The organism is Paraburkholderia bryophila (assembly GCF_013409255.1).
In the GTDB taxonomy this organism is placed as follows: Bacteria; Pseudomonadota; Gammaproteobacteria; order Burkholderiales; family Burkholderiaceae; genus Paraburkholderia.
In genome coordinates, this window is record NZ_JACCAS010000002.1 from 2441694 (window position 1) to 2458955 (window position 17262).

The following is a 17262-nucleotide window of genomic DNA, read 5'->3' on the forward strand; positions in this document are numbered from 1 at the left end:
TGGCGGCCCGCGATCTGATTTTGAGGCGCGGCGCCGGAGCATCGGCGTCAGTGTTTATCCCATGTCGGAAAGTCAATCGTAAGCCGTTGCGGATCAGGGCGGACGGCGATCTGCTAACGGTCCAACGGCCAACCCACGCCAGGCGCTACGACGTCGTAGAAAGCGCGTCGGGCACGAACATTCGGTAATGCAGCACAGTTCAAGTTTCCTCTGGAATATGCCGAAAGCATGAATTAGGTATTCTGACTTTACGGATCATTCCTATGACGATTAAGTTAAAGCTTCGGCTGCTCATGCTGGTCACGTTGCTTGCCATTGGTTTCGGCACCGTGGTGACGTCGATCGGATTTAATTCGGTCAGCAATGCGCAAGCTGCCTCGCATCGGCTGGAGAAGCAGGCGCGAGGTCTCGCGGAGATCAAGGGAAGCGCACTGTCGACCATCGAACTTGATCCGACTACCGACGACACCAGGAAAGTATTTACGGATGCCGAACGAAATGTGAGCAAGTGGTCGAGCGTCATCCTGCCGCTGTTCGAATCGCCCGAGCAACAGGATCGATTCACCAAGGTGATCGCGGCGTGGACCTCTTACGATCAGAAGTCGCGTCAACTGATCGACCTGGCCGCTCACGATTCCAAGGCGGCGAACGACCAGGTGACCGCGCTCTATCACTCCGATTTTCAGCCGCTTCAGGCATCGATCGAACAGATCATCGAAGAGGCGAACAAACAGGCCGAACAACGCGATGCGGCAGCCACCAGCACCAGCACGAATGCGGTGCGCACGGTGGTCGCGGTGATGGTGCTGGTACTGGCGCTGGTGGTCGGCTGGATCATGGTGCTGTCGCGTTCGATCCAGCGGGCGCTGCTCGGCATTCAGGGCACGCTGCAGCAGGCGAGCGAATCGCTCGATATGACGCTGCGCGCGCCGGTTCACGGCAGGGATGAAATCGGCCAGACAGCGACCGCATTCAACCAGTTGATGGACCGTATCAAAGGCGTCATGACCGAGGTGCGGGATTCGGTCGCATCGGTCAGCACCGCGTCGAAGGAAATCGCTGCCGGCAATACCGACCTGTCTTCGCGCACGGAACAGCAGGCGGCCTCGTTGCAGGAAACCGCGGCGAGTATGGAAGAGTTGACCGGCACGGTGCGGCAGAACGCGGAGAACGCGCGTCAGGCGAGCGGTCTGGCGGCCAATGCTTCCAACATCGCGGGGCACGGCAGTCAGGTCGTCACTAACGTGGTCGGCACGATGAGCGAGATCAGCCAGAGCTCGTCGAAGATCGCGGACATCATCGGCATCATCGACGGCATTGCGTTTCAGACCAACATTCTCGCGTTGAACGCGGCGGTCGAAGCGGCGCGCGCCGGTGAGCAGGGCCGGGGTTTCGCAGTCGTGGCCGGTGAAGTGCGCACGCTGGCGCAGCGTTCGGCGTCCGCTGCGAAGGAGATCAAGGATCTGATCCATGCGTCCACGACGCATGTGAGCGTGGGCACTGAGCTGGTGGGGCAGGCTGGAGCGACCATGCGCGACATCATCGCCGCGGTGACGCGAGTAACCGACATCATGGGCGAGATTGCTGCGGCTTCGGATGAACAGAGCAAGGGCATCGACCAGGTCGGTCAGGCTGTCACGCAAATGGACGAGGTGACGCAGCAGAACGCGGCGCTCGTGGAGCAGGCGGCCGCCGCGGCGCAATCGCTGGACGATCAGGCGGCCAAGCTGCACGCGGCGGTGACGGTCTTCAGGTTATAGCGCGATCGAAGCGATACGTTGGAAGGTCAGCAAGGTATAGGGAGTGGGCCCGTCCACACGGGCTCTCTCGATGCAATCGAAGTCCGCCGGCGGAAGTTCTGGAAATAGCGCGTCGCCCGGTGGCGTCAGATCGATTTCGGTGAGATGGATCGTGTCCGCGTACGGCAAAAACAGGCGGTAGATCTTCTCGCCGCCTGCGATGAACACTTCATCTCGCTTGTCGTTCGCGAGGTGGTCGGTGGCTTCCTGAAATGAGCGGCAGGTCATCACGTTTTCCGCGGCAACAATAGGTTGAGTGCCGATAACCAGTATGTCCCGATTCGGAAGTGGCCGGCCGATCGATTCATACGTGCGGCGACCCATCACGACGAGATGCCCTTCCGTGAGCTGGCGAAAGCGGCGTTGCTCGCCGGGTACTTTCCACGGAATGTCGTTCGCCGCGCCGATGACGCGGTTGGTGGCCATGGCGGCCACCATTGAAATTCGCTTGCCGTTCAACATGGTTGTCTCGCTCGAATTAACGCTCTTTCACCGGCCGCGTCTCCCAGAACAACACCGCCTCGATCGCGACAAACGCAGCGAGCGGCACGATGGCCCCAACCGTCCCTGCGATCTCGTGGCCAAACCGGCTCACCACGTAAAGCAGCACGATCATACTGATCGCCATGCCCGGCGCGCCGAGCCCGCGCAGCGCCGCGCTGCGATGGTAGCCGAGCCAGAATGCGGCTCGCGCGACGATCCAGAGCACGGTTGTCGCTACAACCGCGCGCATGGACGAACCGTCGGGAGAGTAGGCGGCCAGCCCGAACAACGCCGCGGCAAACACGACGATCTGTTCCAGCGTGTTTTGCAGGTACCGTTGATTGACACGCAAGCGGCGCGTCTCGAAGCCCACCAGCGGGTCGAATGCGGGCGACGTCAATCGCTCGTGCGCGACGGCTTCGATGCCCGTCACCAGGCAGAACAGCACAGCGGCGCAGCAGCATTTGAGCGTCAGCAGCATCCGCGCGCCGAGGCTCTCCATGCCGGGCAGCGGCGATATCCATAGATCGATGCCGAGCCAGAGCGCCGAAGCAAACAGCGAGGCGACCGCGATGCCGGCCATGCCGACGGCGCGCTGCCGCCGAAAGTCGGGCGCGGGTTGGGCAGGGACGCTCATGGGTTTTCCTCCTGGCGATGGTTGCGGTGGCATCGGCATGGGTATCGGCCGTGCCCGGCGCGTTGGTCTGTTGCGACGTAGTGTAATGCGCGGCAAACCGAAATCCCTTCTGCAGAGAAAGACGGCTTGCGCGCCGTCAGGTGTGGCGACCGGCCAGGTTGCTATTCCCGACGATAGCGGGCAATGTACGCAGTCGACCGGCTAGTCCCTCTACTTTCAGGTTTCTCACCAGAAGAAGCCGACCCATCCGCGAGGTTCATGACATGGCTGACCCTTCTGCCCACGGCAATGCTCGCGCCCAGATCCGGCCGCACGACGCGATTGCCGAATTCACGCGGCTTCTCTGGCTCCTGCGCCATATTCTGGCCATGCTGCTGGCGCTGTTCTTCCTCCTGTCGATCGCCATGTATTACCTCGGCGGAACCGTCGGCGCGACGTCGAGGGCGCCGTCGTCGATCGGTGAGACCTTCTACTTTTGCGCGGTCACGGCGCTGACCATCGGCTACGGCGACGTCGTGCCGACCTCCGCGCTGGGGCGAATCATCGCGGTTCTGCTCGGACTGCTCGGCGTGTTGTTGACCGGCGTGGTCACCGCTTGCGCGGTTTACTCGATCCAGTTCGCCGCGCAACGGGCCGGCCTGCTACATCGCCAAACGCGAACTGCGGATAGCGATCCTTAAGCCGTCATGGAAGTTGGCCGCTCTGTACGGCGCCGCTCCTGCCCCTGCAAAATTCCGACGTAAACAATACAAACCCGCCACAATAGCTGCCAAAATACGACCGCCGCTCAAGAACGGCAGCGCGATGCCGATACTGCGTGAAGCGTGTCCTCGGATCGAACGCGTTATTTAAGCCACCTTCCTTCGCACGATGGAGCCACTGTGATTCGACACGGCCTTGGTGGCCTGCTGCTGGCGCTGAGCTGTTTGAGTAGCGCTTTCGCCGCGGGTCCCGACTGTTCGCGTACCTTTACGCTCGCGTTACACGATCATGGCCTGCTCTATTCCGTCGACACGGACAGCGGGATCGACAAGGATTTCGCCGACGAACTGACGCGCCGCAGCGGCTGTCAGATCCGTGTCAGCCTCATGTCGCGGGCCAGAATCTGGAAGCTGATCGAATCCGGCGGCCTCGATTTCAGCCTGTCGGGCATTGCCAACGACGAGCGCAATCAGTACGCGGACTTCGCCTGGTACTTCAGCAACAAATACTATTTGCTGGTGCGCAAAGACGCCGGCATTCAGCGGCCGGCCGATTTCGAACGCAACCGTCAATTCCAGCTCGGCGTGATTCGCAGCTTCCGCTATAGCCAATCGGCGAACCGGCTGGTCGACGCGCTGGCCGCTCAAAACCGCGTCAGCCAGGCGGGCGGCCTGGATCCGCTGTATCAGGCGCTGATCCTCCGGCGCATTCAAGGCATGATCATCGAGCCTTTCGATTACCCTGCAATCGACGAAAAGAAAATCCGCGACGTGACCACCATCGTGGAATTCGACGATCCCGCCGTGCCGCACGGCCTGATCATGTCGAAGCGGGCGTTGTCGCCGGTCGAGCGGGCCAAGTGGCGCGCACTGGTCGATGAAATGCGCGCAGACGGCACCGTGCGGCGCTTGTTCGAGAAGTATTTCAAACCCGACCTCGCCGATGCGATGGTCGATTTCCCGACGCCGCCGTGAGTTGGGCGCGGATCGCCGTCCTGCCGCTGCTGGTCCTGTCGGCCGCGCTCAGCGTAACGTGGGTGCTGTGGGACCATGAGCGGCAAGCCGCGCGTCATGAGCTGCTCACGCAGTTCGACTTCTCGCTAGGCGATGCCGTCAGCCGCATCGAACAGCGCATGGGCACGTATGAGCTCCTGCTGCGCGGCGTGCAGAGCCTGTTCGCCGCCGGCGGCGAGATGGACCGCGAGCGCTTTCGCGACTACGTCGACACGCTCAATCTCGACGCCAACTTCTCCGGTATTCAGGCCATCGGTCTGGTGGCGTGGGTGCCGGCGGCGCAAAAGAGCGATCACATCGGCGCCATGCGCCGGCAAGGCCTGCGCGGCTACACCATTCTTCCCGAAGGCGCACGCGACGATTACGCCCCCGTCATTCAGCGCTCGCCGTCGGTCGGCCTGAATCGCATGGAGCCCGGCTTCGATGCATGGGCCGATCCGGTGCGCCGGCGCGCCATGGAGCAGGCGCGCGATTCCGGTATGGCGACCGTCTCCGGCAAGGTCAGTCTGGTGGTGGACACCGAGACCAACGCGCGCCCCGGTTTCATCATGTATTTGCCGGTCTATGCGCGCGGGCAGTCGCAGGAAAGCGTCGCCCAGCGTCGGGCGCACCTGGTCGGCTGGGTCTACGCGTCGTTCCGGATGCACGACGTGATCGCCAGTCTGTATGGCGAGCAGCCGCCCGGCCTGTCGATCGCGATATACGACGGCGTCGAGCCGTCGTCCGCGGCGCTGCTGCATAGAACGCCGGGGTCGGCCGGGCATCTGCCGACCGACATGTCGGCCAACGAATATCTGGTGGTCGGCGGCCATGACTGGACGCTGACAATGAGCGCCCAGGACGACTTCAAAGCCCGTTTCGGCCGCAACGCGGCGCTGCAGATCGCCGCCACCGGCACAGGTCTGAGCCTGCTGCTGGCGCTGCTCACCTGGCTCATGATGACCGGCCATGGCCGCGCGCTGCGGCTCGCTTCGTCGATGACCCGGGAACTGCGCGAGAGCGAGGCGAAGTTTCGCGCGATCGCCGATTGCACGGTCAACTGGGAAGTCTGGTGGGGCCCGGACAGCAAGCCGCGCTGGATCAATTCGTCCGTGGAAGAGTACATCGGCTATACCGTCAGCGAATGCATGGCGATGCCCGACTTTGCCGGCACGGTGATTCATCCGGCGGACATTGCGCGCGTCATCCCTGAAATTCAGAAGGGCCTGCGGGGCATTCGCGGCGACGACCTCGAATTTCGTTGCGTTCGCAAGGACGGCGCGCTGATCTGGCTGTCCGTCTCGTGGGTGCCGATCAGCGACTCCCGAGGCAATGGCATCGGCTTTCGTACCAGCGGCCGGGACATCACCGAACGCAAACACGCCGAGGCCGAACTTCGGATCGCGGCGGTCGCATTCGACTCGATGGAGCCGATGATGATCACCGACTTCGGCGCCAGGATCCTGCGCGTGAACACGGCCTTCACCGAGTGCACCGGCTACACGGCCGAAGAAATCGTCGGCGAAACGCCGCAGGTGCTGCGCTCGGATCGGCACGACGTCGCGTTCTTCCGCACCATGTGGGAAACGATTCATCGTGCCGGCGGCTGGCAGGGCGAAATCTGGGACCGCCGCAAGAACGGCGAGGTTTACCCCAAATGGCTGACGATCTCCGCCGTGATGGGCGAGAACGGTATTGTCAGCCACTACGTTTGCACCCACCACGACATTACCGAACGCAAGATCGCGGAAGAGCGCATCAAGGAACTCGCGTTCTTCGACGCACTGACCCGTTTGCCTAACCGCACCTTGTTGCTGGAGCGCCTGAAGCAGGCGATGACGGCGAGCGCCCGGAGCGACGCGTGCGGCGCGTTGCTGTTCATCGATCTGGACCACTTCAAGACGTTGAACGATACGCTCGGTCACGACAAGGGCGACCTGCTGCTGCAGCAGGTGGCGCAACGTCTCGCTGTCAGCGTCCGCGAGACCGACACCGTGGCGCGGGTTGGGGGCGATGAGTTCGTGGTGGTGCTGGGCAATCTGCACGAAAACCGCCAGCAGGCAGCCGAACAGACCGAAGCAATTGGCGAGACCATTCTCGCCGTGCTGGGCAGTCCATATCAGCTCGGCGAGATCGAATACCGCAGCACCGCGAGCATTGGCGCGACCGTGTTCATCGGTCATCAGGCGTCGATCGACGAGCTGCTGAAACAGGCCGATCTGGCCATGTACAAGTCCAAGGAACGAGGCCGCAACGCCGTGCGGTTGTTCGATCCCGACATGCAGACAGTGGTGATGGAGCGGGCCGCGCTGGACGCGGGGCTGCGCACGGCGATCGAAGAGAACCAGTTCCTGCTGTATTACGAGGCGCAGATCGACGCCGACCGGATCACCGGCGTCGAAGCGCTGGTGCGCTGGCAGCATCCGCAGCGCGGCATCGTAATGCCAGCCGATTTCATTCCGGTCGCGGAAGAAACCGGCCTGATCCTCGCGTTGGGCAGTTGGGTCCTGGAGGCGGCCTGTGAGCAACTGGCGGCGTGGGCAACGCAAGCAGACCGGGCGCATCTCACGATCGCGGTGAATGTCAGCGCCCAGCAGTTCCGCGAGCCGGACTTCGTAGATAAGGTGGTGACGATCATCGGTCGAACCGGCGCGAGGCCCAACCGCCTGAAGCTGGAATTGACCGAAAGCGTGCTGGTGGACAACGTGCAGGACATTATTCAGAAGATGGCGGCGCTCAAGGCAAGAGGGGTCGTCTTTTCTCTCGACGATTTCGGCATTGGCTATTCGTCGCTTTCGTACCTGAAGCGCTTGCCGCTGGACCAGTTGAAGATCGACCGCTCGTTCGTGCGGGATGTGCTGGTCGACCCCAACGACGCCGTGATCGCCCGGACCATCGTGGCGCTCGCGCACAGCCTCGGCCTGGGCGTGATCGCCGAAGGCGTGGAGACCGAGGCGCAGCGGGACTTCCTCGCGGCGGCCGGATGCCACGCGTACCAAGGCTATTATTTTTGCCGCCCGCTTCCTGTCGAGGGCTTCGAAGCGCTATTGAGGCAGCGCGAAGCGCGTCCTTGCGTGGCCGAATAAACCTGATACCTGTCATTCAACACGGCTAGCCGGATTCGCGGATGAATGTAAAGCTCGCGATACGGACGCTAGTCGAGGCCGGCGCCCGGGCCTGATGGCTCGAACTCAGTCGCCGGTCCACGCCGTGGTAGCTGTCATTTTCCTTTCGTCGAGAATGTGGCGGGACGTAGTAACGTATGGGAGACTTTATCTCTTCCGCCCGGCCACATTGATTTTGAGGCATTTATGTCCAGGGACGTAGACACAATCACCGATGAGCGGGTCGCCGCGATCGCCGATCGCATGGTTGACGAAGACAAGCGAGTCTCGCCCGTCGCCATCTGGAAAGAACTCGAAGGCGGTTCGCTGGTTGCGATCGTCGAGGCTTTGCAACGCTGGCGCGAAGCACGCCTGCCCAGCACGCCGAACGTGCAGGTCCAGAGCGGCTTGCCGACCGGCGTGGCCGAAACGATCATGAGCGCCGCGGATCGCATCTGGAGCGCTTCGCAGGACGAAGCGGAGAAAGCGTTCAACCAGCGCCTCAACGCGCTCAGCGAGCATCTCGATGCCGCGCTCTCCGAACGCGACGAGGCGTTCGCCGAGTATCAGAAGACTATCGAAGAAGTCGAAGCGGGCCGCGAGCGGCTCGCCGCGCAGACGCGCGCGCTGGCGGCGTCGGAAGACACGGCCTTGAGCCTCGGCGCGGAACTGGTGGCGGCAAGCCGTCGCGCGGAAGCGGGCGAGGCGCGCATCGAGGAACTGGAGCAGCGCGCGCTGGCGGATAACGCCAGGCTCGAAGCCGCCAATACGACGTTCGAAACGGAGCGTCTGGCGCGGGAAGAACTGGTGGTGGCCGCTGCGGGTAAAGACGACGAAATAGCGCGGCTTACGCAGGAGCGCGATCACGCGCAGCAGCAGGTCGTGACGTTGAGCGAGGCGTGTCAGGCGAAATCGGACGAAGCGGACCGATGGTCGCAGGATGCAGTCGCGGCGACCTCACGCGCGCAAACCGCCGAGGCGCGCATCGAAGAACTGGAGCAGCGCGCATCGGTTGAAAACGCCGCGCTCGAAGCCACCAAGGCGACGTTAGACGACGAACGTCAGGCGCGTGAAGCGTTGATCGCGGTTGTGTCGGGCAAAGACGCCGAGATCGCCCGAATCACGCAGGAACGCGACCATGCGCAGCAACAGGTCGCCACGTTGGACGACGCGTGTCAGGCGAAATCGCAAGAGGCGAGCCGCTGGTCGCAAAACGCGGCTGCGGCCACCTCGCGCGCGCAAGCCGCTGAGACGCGTATTGAGGAACTGGAGCAGCGTGTGTCGGCGGAAAGCGCCGCGCTGGAAGCCACCAGCACGACGCTTGAAGAAGAGCGTCACGCGCGTGAAGCGCTGATCGTGGTGGTCGCCGGTAAAGACGCTGAGATCGCACGCATCACGCAAGACCGCGATCACGCGCAGCAGCAGGTCGCCACGTTGGACGAGGCGTTGCGGGCGAAGTCGGAAGAGGCGGACAAGTGGTCGCTGGACGCCGCTGCGGCGACGACACGCGCACACACCGCCGAGGCGCGTATCGAGGAACTGGACCAGCGTGCGTCGGTGGAAAGCGCCACGCTTGCGGCCACGAACGCGATGCTTGAAGAAGAACGCCAGGCTCGTGCGGCATTGATCATGGTGGTGGCCGGCAAAGACGCTGAGATCGCGCGCGTCACGCAGGACCGCGATCATGCGCTGCAGCAGGTCGCGACGTTGAACGACGCGTGTCACGCGAAATCGGAAGAGGCGCAACGATGGTCGCAGGACGCGGCTTCGGCCACGTCGCGCGCGCAAACCGCCGAGGCGCGAATTCAGGAGTTGGAGCAGCGTGCGTCTGAAGAAATGGCGACGCTCGAGGCCACCAGGTTCACGCTCGAAGAACAGCGCCAGGCGTATGACGTATTGAATGAACTGGTCGCAAGCAAAGACGCTGAGATAACGCGAGTCACGCAGGAACGCGATCACGCGCAGCAGCAGGCTGCCGCGTTGAGCGACACCGGTCAGGCCAAGTCGCAGGAGGCGGAACGCGCCGCGCAGGAAGCGGCGACGGCCACGTCGCGCGCGCTTGCCGCCGAGGCACGCATCGAGGAACTGGAGCAGCGCGTGTCGGCGGAAAGCGCGGCACTCGCCGCCACCCAAACCACGCTCGAAGAAGAACGCCAGGCGCACGAAGTACTGACCGAGCGTGTCGCCAGTAAAGAGGCCGAGATCGCGCGACTCACGCAGGAACACGATCACGCGCAGCAGCAACTCGCCGCGCTGGACACCGACCGTCAGGCGCAATCGGCGGAACTCGACGCGAGCCGCGAACACGTCGGCACGCTGACCGCGGCGGCTGCTGCCGCGAGTGCCGAGCTGACGCGACTGTCGCACGAAGCCACTGCCGCGAAGGAACGCGCGGACGCCGCCGAACAGCATGCCGCCCAACTGCAGCAGCGCATTGCGGAGCGACCGCACGCTGCCGCCAAACACAATCGACGCCACCCGCAGCCGGGCGTCAACGAGGACGAGACCGACAGCGCCGAGGAAATCGCGGCGCTGCAGCGTCAAGTGGCAGCTCAGGCCAAAGCGCACACCAAGGCCTTCGACGAGCTTCACGCGAACGCCGAGCAATGGGTGGCGCATGCTAAAGATCTCAAACAACGCCTCGGTCTCGCGAGCGAGCGGATCATCTTCATCGACGCGCGCAGCACCGGAGAAGTGGTGCTGGTTCGACGGCTCGCGTCGGAACTGGAGCGGCTCAAGCCGGATCACGAGTTGATATCGCGCGATATGCAGCAAAAACTGATCGGCGCGACGATGGCGCAGCAACTGGCGCAGAAGGGCTATCGCTACGACGCGACGACAGCGGTCATGTCGAAGATCGAGCGCTGATCGATCTGCTTATGTGTCCGTCTTCCCTTAGCGAACCTTCCAGTTCGGCTCAAGACGAGCCGGTAGCGCAGCCGGATCCGTCGGCGAGATTTGTCGACGCGCTGAACAAGGTGAAGCCGCTGCTCGACTTGCAGCCGCCGTTGCCGCCCAAGGAATTAGCCGAGGCGTTGCAACTCGCGGCCGTCAGTTCGCTTGGTCTGGGCGATCTCGCCGACGCCGAGTCTTACTGGCGCCGCGCTATCGAAACGAATCCTCGTTTCGCGGACGCGTACCTGAACCTCGCCACCTTGCTGAAGGGCCTCAACCGCCTGGCCGACGTGGAAGCGTTATTGCGGCAACTGCTCGACGCGTGCCCCGATCTCGCGGACGTTCACAACCAGCTCGGCTCGCTACTTCAGGACCAGGCGCGCATGGCCGAAGCGGAAGCGGCGTATCGGCAAGCGTCGCGCATTCTGCCCGATCGCCTCGAATTTCATTACAACCTCGGCACTGTGTTGAGACCGCTAGGCCGCTGGAGCGAAGCCGCCGATGCCTATCGGCGCGCCATCGCACTGCGTCCCGATTTCGTCATGGGGTACAGCAACCTCGGCAACATCCTGAAGGAACTGGGCCGTCTGACGGAAGCGGAGGCCGCCTACCGGCAGGCGCTTGCCGTTAGCGACGACTATCACATGGCGCGGTTCGCGCTGGCCACGCTGCTGCTGAGCATGGGGCGCTTCGACGAAGGCTGGCGGTTGCATGACGCGCGTCATGCGGACCCTGGGTCGATGCAACATAAGACGCAGAAGGTCGTCGGGCGTCCGCGTTGGCAAGGCGAATCGCTGGTGGGGAAAAAACTGCTGGTCTGGCAGGAAGGCGGACTCGGCGATGCGATTCATTTCGGCCGCTATCTGCCGCTGCTGAAGGCGCAAGGCGCGGCGCAGGTCGCGTTCGTCTGTGCTGCGTCGCTGCATCGGCTATTCGCCACGGTGGAGGGCGTCGACGTGGTGTTGACGCACGAGGCGGGCTGGGCCGCGGCGTCGAGTTACGACTATTGGACGAGTCCGTTGAGTGTGCCGTTTTACCTGCGGACAACGACAGAAACGATTCCGCCGCCCGTTCGGATGACATTAGATCCGTTGCTTGTCGACGCCTGGCGCGAGCGCCTCGCAACACTTCCCTCGGGCCGCAGAATCGGACTCGTCTGGAAAGGCAATGCGCTCCACCAGAACGACGCGAACCGCTCACTGTCGTCCCTCGCGATGCTCGCGCCGCTTTGGCGTCTGCCTGGTGTGAGCTTCGTGAGTCTGCAAAAAGGCGACGGCGAGGACGAGGCACAATCGCCGCCCGCCGAACAGCCGCTGCTGCATCTCGGCTCTGAAACGAAGGACATGGCCGATAGCGCCGCGATCATCGCGCAGCTCGATCTGGTGATCTGCGTGGATACGGCGATTGCGCATCTCGCGGCGTCGGTCGGTACCCGCTGCTGGGTGATGCTGCCGGAGCAGTCCGTCGACTGGCGCTGGATGCTCGAACGCGATGACTCGCCGTGGTATCCGGAGACGATCCGGCTATTTCGTCAGCCTTTGGGTGGACGTTGGCCTGCGGTGATCGAACGGGTACGGCAGGCGTGTGCCGAGGGTTTTGACGCGTAACGTCGACGTTGAGAGACGGGCTAGAAGTCATCCCAAGGCGGTTCGTCGCCAAACGCCTCGACCAGGCAATCGATAAACCGCCGCACCTTCGAAGGCACATAACGCGCCGACGGATACACCGCGTGAATCGTCAGCTCGGGCGCCCTGAAACCCGGCAGCAGCACGACGAGATTGCCCGCCTTGATGTGCTCTCCGAATACGAAGGTGGGACCATACGCAATGCCGATGCCGGCGAGTGCGCCCGCCACCAGCATCTGCATGTTGTTGGCCTGCATGCGCAGCGGGCCGCCGATCACGTGATAACGATCCTGCTCGTCCAGCAACGTCCATTCACCCGCCGACACGGCCTCGCTGAACGCGAGACGCGGCGCGCGAGCCAGATCGTCGGGCGTGTGCGGCACACCTTCACGCGCGAGAAAGGCCGGCGACGCGCAGATCACCATCCGGCAAGGCGCCAGCCGACGCGCGACGAGTTGCGAGTCGGGCAAGCGGCCGATCCGGATCGCGACGTCGATGCCGTCGTTTTGCAGATCGACGTAGCGATCGTCGAGCGCAATGTCGATGTCGACGTGAGGGTGATCGCTCAGATACCGCGTGACGACGTCCCCCATATGCATCGCGCCGAACGTGACCGGCGCGGCGACGCGCAGCATGCCGCTCGCGATCCGCTGCGCGTCGCTCGCCTCGCGGTTGGCGTCGTCGAACTCGTCGAGAATGCGCTTGCAGCGGGCGTAATACGCGCGGCCCGCATCCGTCAGGCTCAGGCTGCGGGTACTGCGCTGCAACAGCCGGACCTTCAGTTCGGCTTCGAGTCCGCTCAGGTGCTTGCCGGCCATCGACGCGGATAAGCCGAAGCGCCGTCCCGCCGCGACAAGGCTGCCTTCGTCGACCGCAGCCACGAACACCGCGATGCTGGCAAAACGGTCCATGACGACTCCAGTCGATAGTTTTACGATCGAATCATGATAGTGGAATCGGGATTATCGCGAGACACGATTAAATCTACCATCGAACTCAATGCCTGACGATGGGCAGAGACAGGCTCAACGCGCAGGGAGTTTCAAATGAAAATCGACTCGAACGGTGTACGGATTCACGTGAGGGAACTGGGTTTCGACGACGGCGGCGACACCCCCGCCATCGTCTTTCTGCATTACTGGGGCGGCTCGTCGCGCACGTGGCACGACGTGATCGCCGCGCTGCCGAACGTGTATCGAACGGTCGCGCCGGATCACCGCGGCTGGGGCGATTCGGACAAGCCGGCCGCCGGTTACGCGCTCGCCGATCTCGCCGACGACGCACAGCGCGTGATCGAAGCGCTCGCGCTGCGGCGCTTCGTGCTGGTCGGGCATTCGATGGGCGGCAAGGTGGCGCAGTTGCTGGCGGCGCACCGTCCGCAAGGTCTGGCCGGTCTCGTGCTGGTTGCGCCGTCGCCGCCGGTGCCGTTGCAATTGCCGGCCGAAGCGTTGGCCCAGATGGAAAGCGCTTATGCCTCACCGGCTTCGGTCGAAGCGTCCATTGACGGCATGTTGTGCGCGAAGTCGTTGAGCCCCGCGCATCGCCGGCAAGTGATCGAAGACAGCCTGCGTGGCGCGCCCGAAGCGAAGGCCGCGTGGCCGCGATCCACGAGCCGTGAAGACATTACGCGTGAAGTCGCCTCGATCGATGTGCCGACCACGATCATTGCCGGCGAACTGGATCGCGTGGATAGCGTGGCGGTGCTGCAGCGGGAAGTGCTCGGCCGCATTCCGCACGCGGTAATGCATGTGCTGCCGGGTGTCGGGCATTTGTCGCCGCTCGAAGCGCCGGTTGAAGTCGCAGAGCGGATTCACGACTTCGTTCAGCATCTCGCGCGTGTTGAGCACGACGCGTAACGGGTAGGCAGGCATACCGGGGCGCTTCTTTGCAGGCCCCGGCTGCTCTTTTACTTCACGCCGTGTTTTGCCTGCCAACGCTGCATGAACGCGATTTCATCGTGCTGGGCCTTGATGATGTTGCGAGCCAGGCGCTTCAACTCCGGGTCCTTGCCGTATTTCAATTCCACTTGCGCCATTTCAACCGCGCCCTGATGGTGCGGAATCATATGCGCGACGAAATCCTTGTCGGTGTCGCCGGTGTAGGCGGGCGCGCTCATGCCTTGCATCATCTTGTCGTCGGCGGCCTTGAACGCTTGCGTCGAATCGCTTGAGCCGGCGCCTGTCGAAGCCGGCATTTTCATGCCCGGCATGCCGGGCATGGTGCCGCTTTGCTGCGCGTGAACCGGCGCGGCCGCGACGGCAAACGCCAGGCCGCTGAACAGACAGAGGGCGCGAAAGGCGCGAAGGTTTTTCATGGTGGATGTCCGTTAGGAAAAGGGTGTCCTGGTCGATGCGTTTATCGGCAGCGGTTCATTTCATTCAGGTTCTTGCCAGCGGATGAAAACCCGCTGCCTCGATGACCTCGATAATCCGCTGCGACGATTGCGTCGACGTGACCTTGACGATTTTAACGGGGACGTCGACGTCGAGCTTCGCGGCGGGGTCGAATTGGGTGACTGCACGCTTGATCGCATTGGCGCATCCGCCGCACGTCATATCCGGGATTTCGAATTCCATTTGCTGCCTCCAATGAATCGTTAATAAGTGGTCAGGACTCAAGCGTGGACCTTCCCACCGCAGTAAGGTCAAGCGTATTGGCTCATGTATTCAACCGATGCCAGGCATCACGGTAAATCGTCGCGCGAGGCGCGCTTCTGGCCTTACAGTCGCCTTAATCAGCATGCTAGACTCCGTACCCATGTCTTACTGGCGCAAACTCCTCATCGTCGTGCTGCTCGTGCTGAGCCTTCCGGTTCAGTCGTTCGCGGCCGTCTCCATGAAATGCGATTCCTCGCATTCCATCGGCGAGAGAGCGCCCGCGCTTTATGAGCCGGTCGCGAGCCAACTTCAGCATCACGACCACGCCGCGATGAGGGCCGCGCAAGCCAGTGACATGGGCGGTAGCGTCCCTCTTCCGCATCACGGCACAGTTGGCGGCGAGCATCACGCGCACGCGTGCTCGACGTGCGCCGCTTGCTGTTTCGGCGGTGCGTTGCCGAATACCGCAGCGGCGTCCCTGTCGGTCGAGCCGATTCATTTCACCGTTCCCCTGCCTCCCGCTGTTCGTGTCGCGTCGTTTCTGACGGACGGCATCGAACGGCCTCCGCGCCTCTCACTCGTCTAGTTCTTTCGCAGCCTTGCGCTGCGTGGTTCCCATTCGCTCCGGCGGCCGGCTGCATGTCGGCTGCCGGGACGACATACGACGAGACAATTCATGCGAACGTTTATTGCGGCGCTGCTCGCCGCGACGGCAAGCTTGCCGTCGCTCGTGCACGCCCAGACCCCCTCTGTCATTCCCGACCCGGCGGATGCCGCCGCGTCGACGCCCGCGCTCAGCGCGCCGTCCTTCTTCGCGGACTACGTGGGTTACCGCGAGCCGAACGCACCGAGCTGGCAGGCGCTCAATCGCGCGGTCACGAAGCCGTCGTCCAGTAACGCCGGAATGCATCATGACATGATGCATTCCATGAGTACCGGCGCCGGTGCCGAGCATGACATGCACGGTGCTTCCCATGAGGAGCCGATGAAATGAGTCGGCCCCTGTTTCCCACTCCCCGCGTGTTGGCTATTGCCGCGGCGGTTTTATTGCTCGCCGGTTGCACGACGTTTTCGAAAGACGGCGGATTCGCGACCGTTTCCAGCACAGCCTCGGAACGGCTCGGCAAAGATACCGCGTTAATCACGACGGATCAGGACCGCAACGCGGTCGCCAAACGCACCGATGAACTGCTGGCCAAACCGCTCGACATGGACGACGCGGTCCAGATCGCGCTATTGAACAATCGTGGCCTGCAAGCTGCGTACAGCGAGCTAGGCATCGCCGAAGCCGATCTGGTTCAGGCGGGGCGGCTGCCGAATCCCGGCTTCACGTTTAGCCGCACGCACGGTGGCAACGACCTGAGCATTAGCCGCACATTCACGCTCGGCCTCATGAACGTGCTGACGATGCCGCTGGCCACGCGTATCGAAAGCCGTCGCTTCGAACGGACCCGTTTGCTCGCGGCGGATGCAATGCTAAAAGTCGCGGCCGATGCGCGACGCGCGTACATCAACGCGGCGGCGGCGAAGCAATCCGCGGCCTACGCGGTGCAGGTGACGGACGCGGCGCAGGCGAGCGCCGAACTCGCGTTGCGGATGCAGCAGGCCGGCCATTTCAGCAAGCTGGAGTACGCGCGCGAGCAGGCTTTCTACGCGGAAACCATGGCGCAAGGTGTGCGAGCACAGCAGGTGGCGCTGGCGGCGCGAGAAAAGCTCACCCGCGTGATGGGCCTGTGGGGCTCGCAAGCGTCGCAATACGCGCTGCCCGAACGCTTACCCGATCTTCCTCGGGAGCGTGCCGAGTTGCCCGACCTCGAGCGCTTCGCCATGAACAACCGCCTCGACATTCAGGCGGCGAAACTGCAAACGCAAAGCGTCGCAAGTTCGCTGGGTCTGAGCAAGGCCACGCGCTTCATCAATGCGCTGGACGTCGGCTATCAGAACAACTTCACCACCTCCGACGGCCGCGAGCAGGGCTACGAAATCAGCGTCGAAATTCCGGTGTTCGATTGGGGCGGCGCGAAGGTGGCGCGCGCCGAGGCGATCTATTTGCAATCGGCGAACCGGCTTGGCGAGACGGCGATCGACGCGCGTTCCGAGGTACGTGAAGCGTATTCCGCCTATATCAGCGACTACGAGCTCGCCAGGCACTACCGCGACGAAGTCGTGCCGATCCGCAAAACCATTTCGAATGAACTGCTGCTTCGCTACAACGGCATGCTCGCGAGCGTGTTCGAACTGCTTGCCGATTCCCGCGAGCAGATCGGCGCGGTGAATAGCGCGATCGACGCGTTGAAAGACTACTGGCTCGCCGAAACCGATCTCCAACTAGCGCTCGGCGGCCGTTTGCCGCCTGTCGCGCTGGCCGCGACACCTCTCTTACCGGCGACGCAAACCGCCTCATCCAATGAATCCAAAGGTCAATGAC

15 protein-coding genes are annotated in these 17262 nt (G+C 63.2%); 10 read left to right on the forward strand and 5 right to left on the reverse strand.

From position 1 onward, the window contains the following. The first annotated feature begins 263 nt into the window (after positions 1–263). On the forward strand, positions 264–1760 hold the full coding sequence (locus tag GGD40_RS37280) for a methyl-accepting chemotaxis protein (protein WP_179746319.1): 1497 nt from the start codon (positions 264–266) through the stop codon (positions 1758–1760). Here the strand turns inward: GGD40_RS37280 and GGD40_RS31915 are convergent. Together GGD40_RS31915 and GGD40_RS31920 are read right to left on the reverse strand one after the other, a co-directional pair. Continuing rightward, positions 1755–2261, reverse strand: coding sequence for a dihydrofolate reductase (locus GGD40_RS31915; protein WP_179746320.1), 507 nt, complete (start codon positions 2259–2261; stop codon positions 1755–1757). The genes GGD40_RS37280 and GGD40_RS31915 overlap by 6 nt on opposite strands. A gap of 16 nt (positions 2262–2277) precedes the next feature. Then, positions 2278–2919: an MAPEG family protein gene (locus GGD40_RS31920; protein WP_179746321.1), complete on the reverse strand. Its 642-nt coding sequence runs from the start codon at positions 2917–2919 to the stop codon at positions 2278–2280. 263 nt (positions 2920–3182) lie between these two features. Here GGD40_RS31920 and GGD40_RS31925 point away from each other — a divergent pair, with 263 nt between their 5' ends. From GGD40_RS31925 to GGD40_RS31945, 5 genes are all read left to right on the forward strand, one after another. Continuing rightward, on the forward strand, positions 3183–3599 hold the full coding sequence (locus GGD40_RS31925; RefSeq protein WP_179710193.1) for a potassium channel family protein: 417 nt from the start codon (positions 3183–3185) through the stop codon (positions 3597–3599). A 201-nt stretch (positions 3600–3800) separates the two neighbouring features. Beyond that, on the forward strand, positions 3801–4595 hold the full coding sequence (locus GGD40_RS31930) for a substrate-binding periplasmic protein (protein WP_179710191.1): 795 nt from the start codon (positions 3801–3803) through the stop codon (positions 4593–4595). After that, a complete protein-coding gene (locus GGD40_RS31935; RefSeq protein WP_179746322.1) occupies positions 4592–7699 on the forward strand; it encodes a bifunctional diguanylate cyclase/phosphodiesterase in 3108 nt (1035 codons plus the stop codon). The genes GGD40_RS31930 and GGD40_RS31935 overlap by 4 nt, the downstream gene beginning before the upstream one ends. Positions 7700–7924: 225 nt before the next feature. Continuing rightward, positions 7925–10585 (forward strand): DNA-binding protein, encoded by a 2661-nt coding sequence (locus GGD40_RS31940; protein WP_179746323.1) that lies wholly within the window; start codon positions 7925–7927, stop codon positions 10583–10585. An 11-nt stretch (positions 10586–10596) separates the two neighbouring features. Next, on the forward strand, positions 10597–12219 hold the full coding sequence (locus GGD40_RS31945) for a tetratricopeptide repeat protein (RefSeq protein WP_179746324.1): 1623 nt from the start codon (positions 10597–10599) through the stop codon (positions 12217–12219). Between the two features lie 20 nt (positions 12220–12239). Here the strand turns inward: GGD40_RS31945 and GGD40_RS31950 are convergent, their stop codons facing one another. After that, positions 12240–13148 (reverse strand): LysR family transcriptional regulator, encoded by a 909-nt coding sequence (locus GGD40_RS31950; RefSeq protein WP_179746325.1) that lies wholly within the window; start codon positions 13146–13148, stop codon positions 12240–12242. A 135-nt stretch (positions 13149–13283) separates the two neighbouring features. Here GGD40_RS31950 and GGD40_RS31955 point away from each other — a divergent pair, with 135 nt between their 5' ends. Further along, positions 13284–14093: an alpha/beta fold hydrolase gene (locus GGD40_RS31955; protein ID WP_179746326.1), complete on the forward strand. Its 810-nt coding sequence runs from the start codon at positions 13284–13286 to the stop codon at positions 14091–14093. Between the two features lie 50 nt (positions 14094–14143). Here GGD40_RS31955 and copM read toward each other — a convergent pair whose 3' ends face one another. Together copM and GGD40_RS31965 are read right to left on the reverse strand one after the other, a co-directional pair. Continuing rightward, positions 14144–14551, reverse strand: a complete 408-nt coding sequence (copM, locus tag GGD40_RS31960; protein WP_035555661.1) for a CopM family metallochaperone — start codon at positions 14549–14551, stop codon at positions 14144–14146. Positions 14552–14615: 64 nt separating this feature from the next. Continuing rightward, the gene (locus GGD40_RS31965; RefSeq protein ID WP_179746327.1) at positions 14616–14813 is read right to left on the reverse strand and encodes a heavy-metal-associated domain-containing protein; all 198 of its coding nucleotides are present in this window, start codon (positions 14811–14813) and stop codon (positions 14616–14618) included. A 181-nt stretch (positions 14814–14994) separates the two neighbouring features. On the opposite strand from GGD40_RS31965, the gene GGD40_RS31970 reads away from it, so the two are divergent. The 3 genes from GGD40_RS31970 (at position 14995) to GGD40_RS31980 (ending at position 17261) form a co-directional block, all read left to right on the forward strand. After that, a complete protein-coding gene (locus GGD40_RS31970) occupies positions 14995–15420 on the forward strand; it encodes a hypothetical protein (RefSeq protein WP_257030641.1) in 426 nt (141 codons plus the stop codon). 90 nt (positions 15421–15510) lie between these two features. Next, positions 15511–15828, forward strand: coding sequence for a hypothetical protein (locus tag GGD40_RS31975; protein WP_179746328.1), 318 nt, complete (start codon positions 15511–15513; stop codon positions 15826–15828). Continuing rightward, the gene (locus GGD40_RS31980) at positions 15825–17261 is read left to right on the forward strand and encodes a TolC family protein (RefSeq protein ID WP_179746329.1); all 1437 of its coding nucleotides are present in this window, start codon (positions 15825–15827) and stop codon (positions 17259–17261) included. The genes GGD40_RS31975 and GGD40_RS31980 overlap by 4 nt, the downstream gene beginning before the upstream one ends. Position 17262 lies beyond the last annotated feature (1 nt).

Coding starts and splice junctions, on each gene's coding strand:
- GGD40_RS31970 (WP_257030641.1), top strand. CDS start 14,995: ATGTCTTACTGGCGCAAACTCCTCATCGTCGTGCTGCTCGTGCTGAGC.
- copM (WP_035555661.1), bottom strand. CDS start 14,551: ATGAAAAACCTTCGCGCCTTTCGCGCCCTCTGTCTGTTCAGCGGCCTG.
- GGD40_RS31925 (WP_179710193.1), top strand. CDS start 3,183: ATGGCTGACCCTTCTGCCCACGGCAATGCTCGCGCCCAGATCCGGCCG.
- GGD40_RS31915 (WP_179746320.1), bottom strand. CDS start 2,261: ATGTTGAACGGCAAGCGAATTTCAATGGTGGCCGCCATGGCCACCAAC.
- GGD40_RS31940 (WP_179746323.1), top strand. CDS start 7,925: ATGTCCAGGGACGTAGACACAATCACCGATGAGCGGGTCGCCGCGATC.
- GGD40_RS31945 (WP_179746324.1), top strand. CDS start 10,597: ATGTGTCCGTCTTCCCTTAGCGAACCTTCCAGTTCGGCTCAAGACGAG.
- GGD40_RS31920 (WP_179746321.1), bottom strand. CDS start 2,919: ATGAGCGTCCCTGCCCAACCCGCGCCCGACTTTCGGCGGCAGCGCGCC.
- GGD40_RS31975 (WP_179746328.1), top strand. CDS start 15,511: ATGCGAACGTTTATTGCGGCGCTGCTCGCCGCGACGGCAAGCTTGCCG.
- GGD40_RS31980 (WP_179746329.1), top strand. CDS start 15,825: ATGAGTCGGCCCCTGTTTCCCACTCCCCGCGTGTTGGCTATTGCCGCG.
- GGD40_RS31965 (WP_179746327.1), bottom strand. CDS start 14,813: ATGGAATTCGAAATCCCGGATATGACGTGCGGCGGATGCGCCAATGCG.
- GGD40_RS37280 (WP_179746319.1), top strand. CDS start 264: ATGACGATTAAGTTAAAGCTTCGGCTGCTCATGCTGGTCACGTTGCTT.
- GGD40_RS31955 (WP_179746326.1), top strand. CDS start 13,284: ATGAAAATCGACTCGAACGGTGTACGGATTCACGTGAGGGAACTGGGT.
- GGD40_RS31950 (WP_179746325.1), bottom strand. CDS start 13,148: ATGGACCGTTTTGCCAGCATCGCGGTGTTCGTGGCTGCGGTCGACGAA.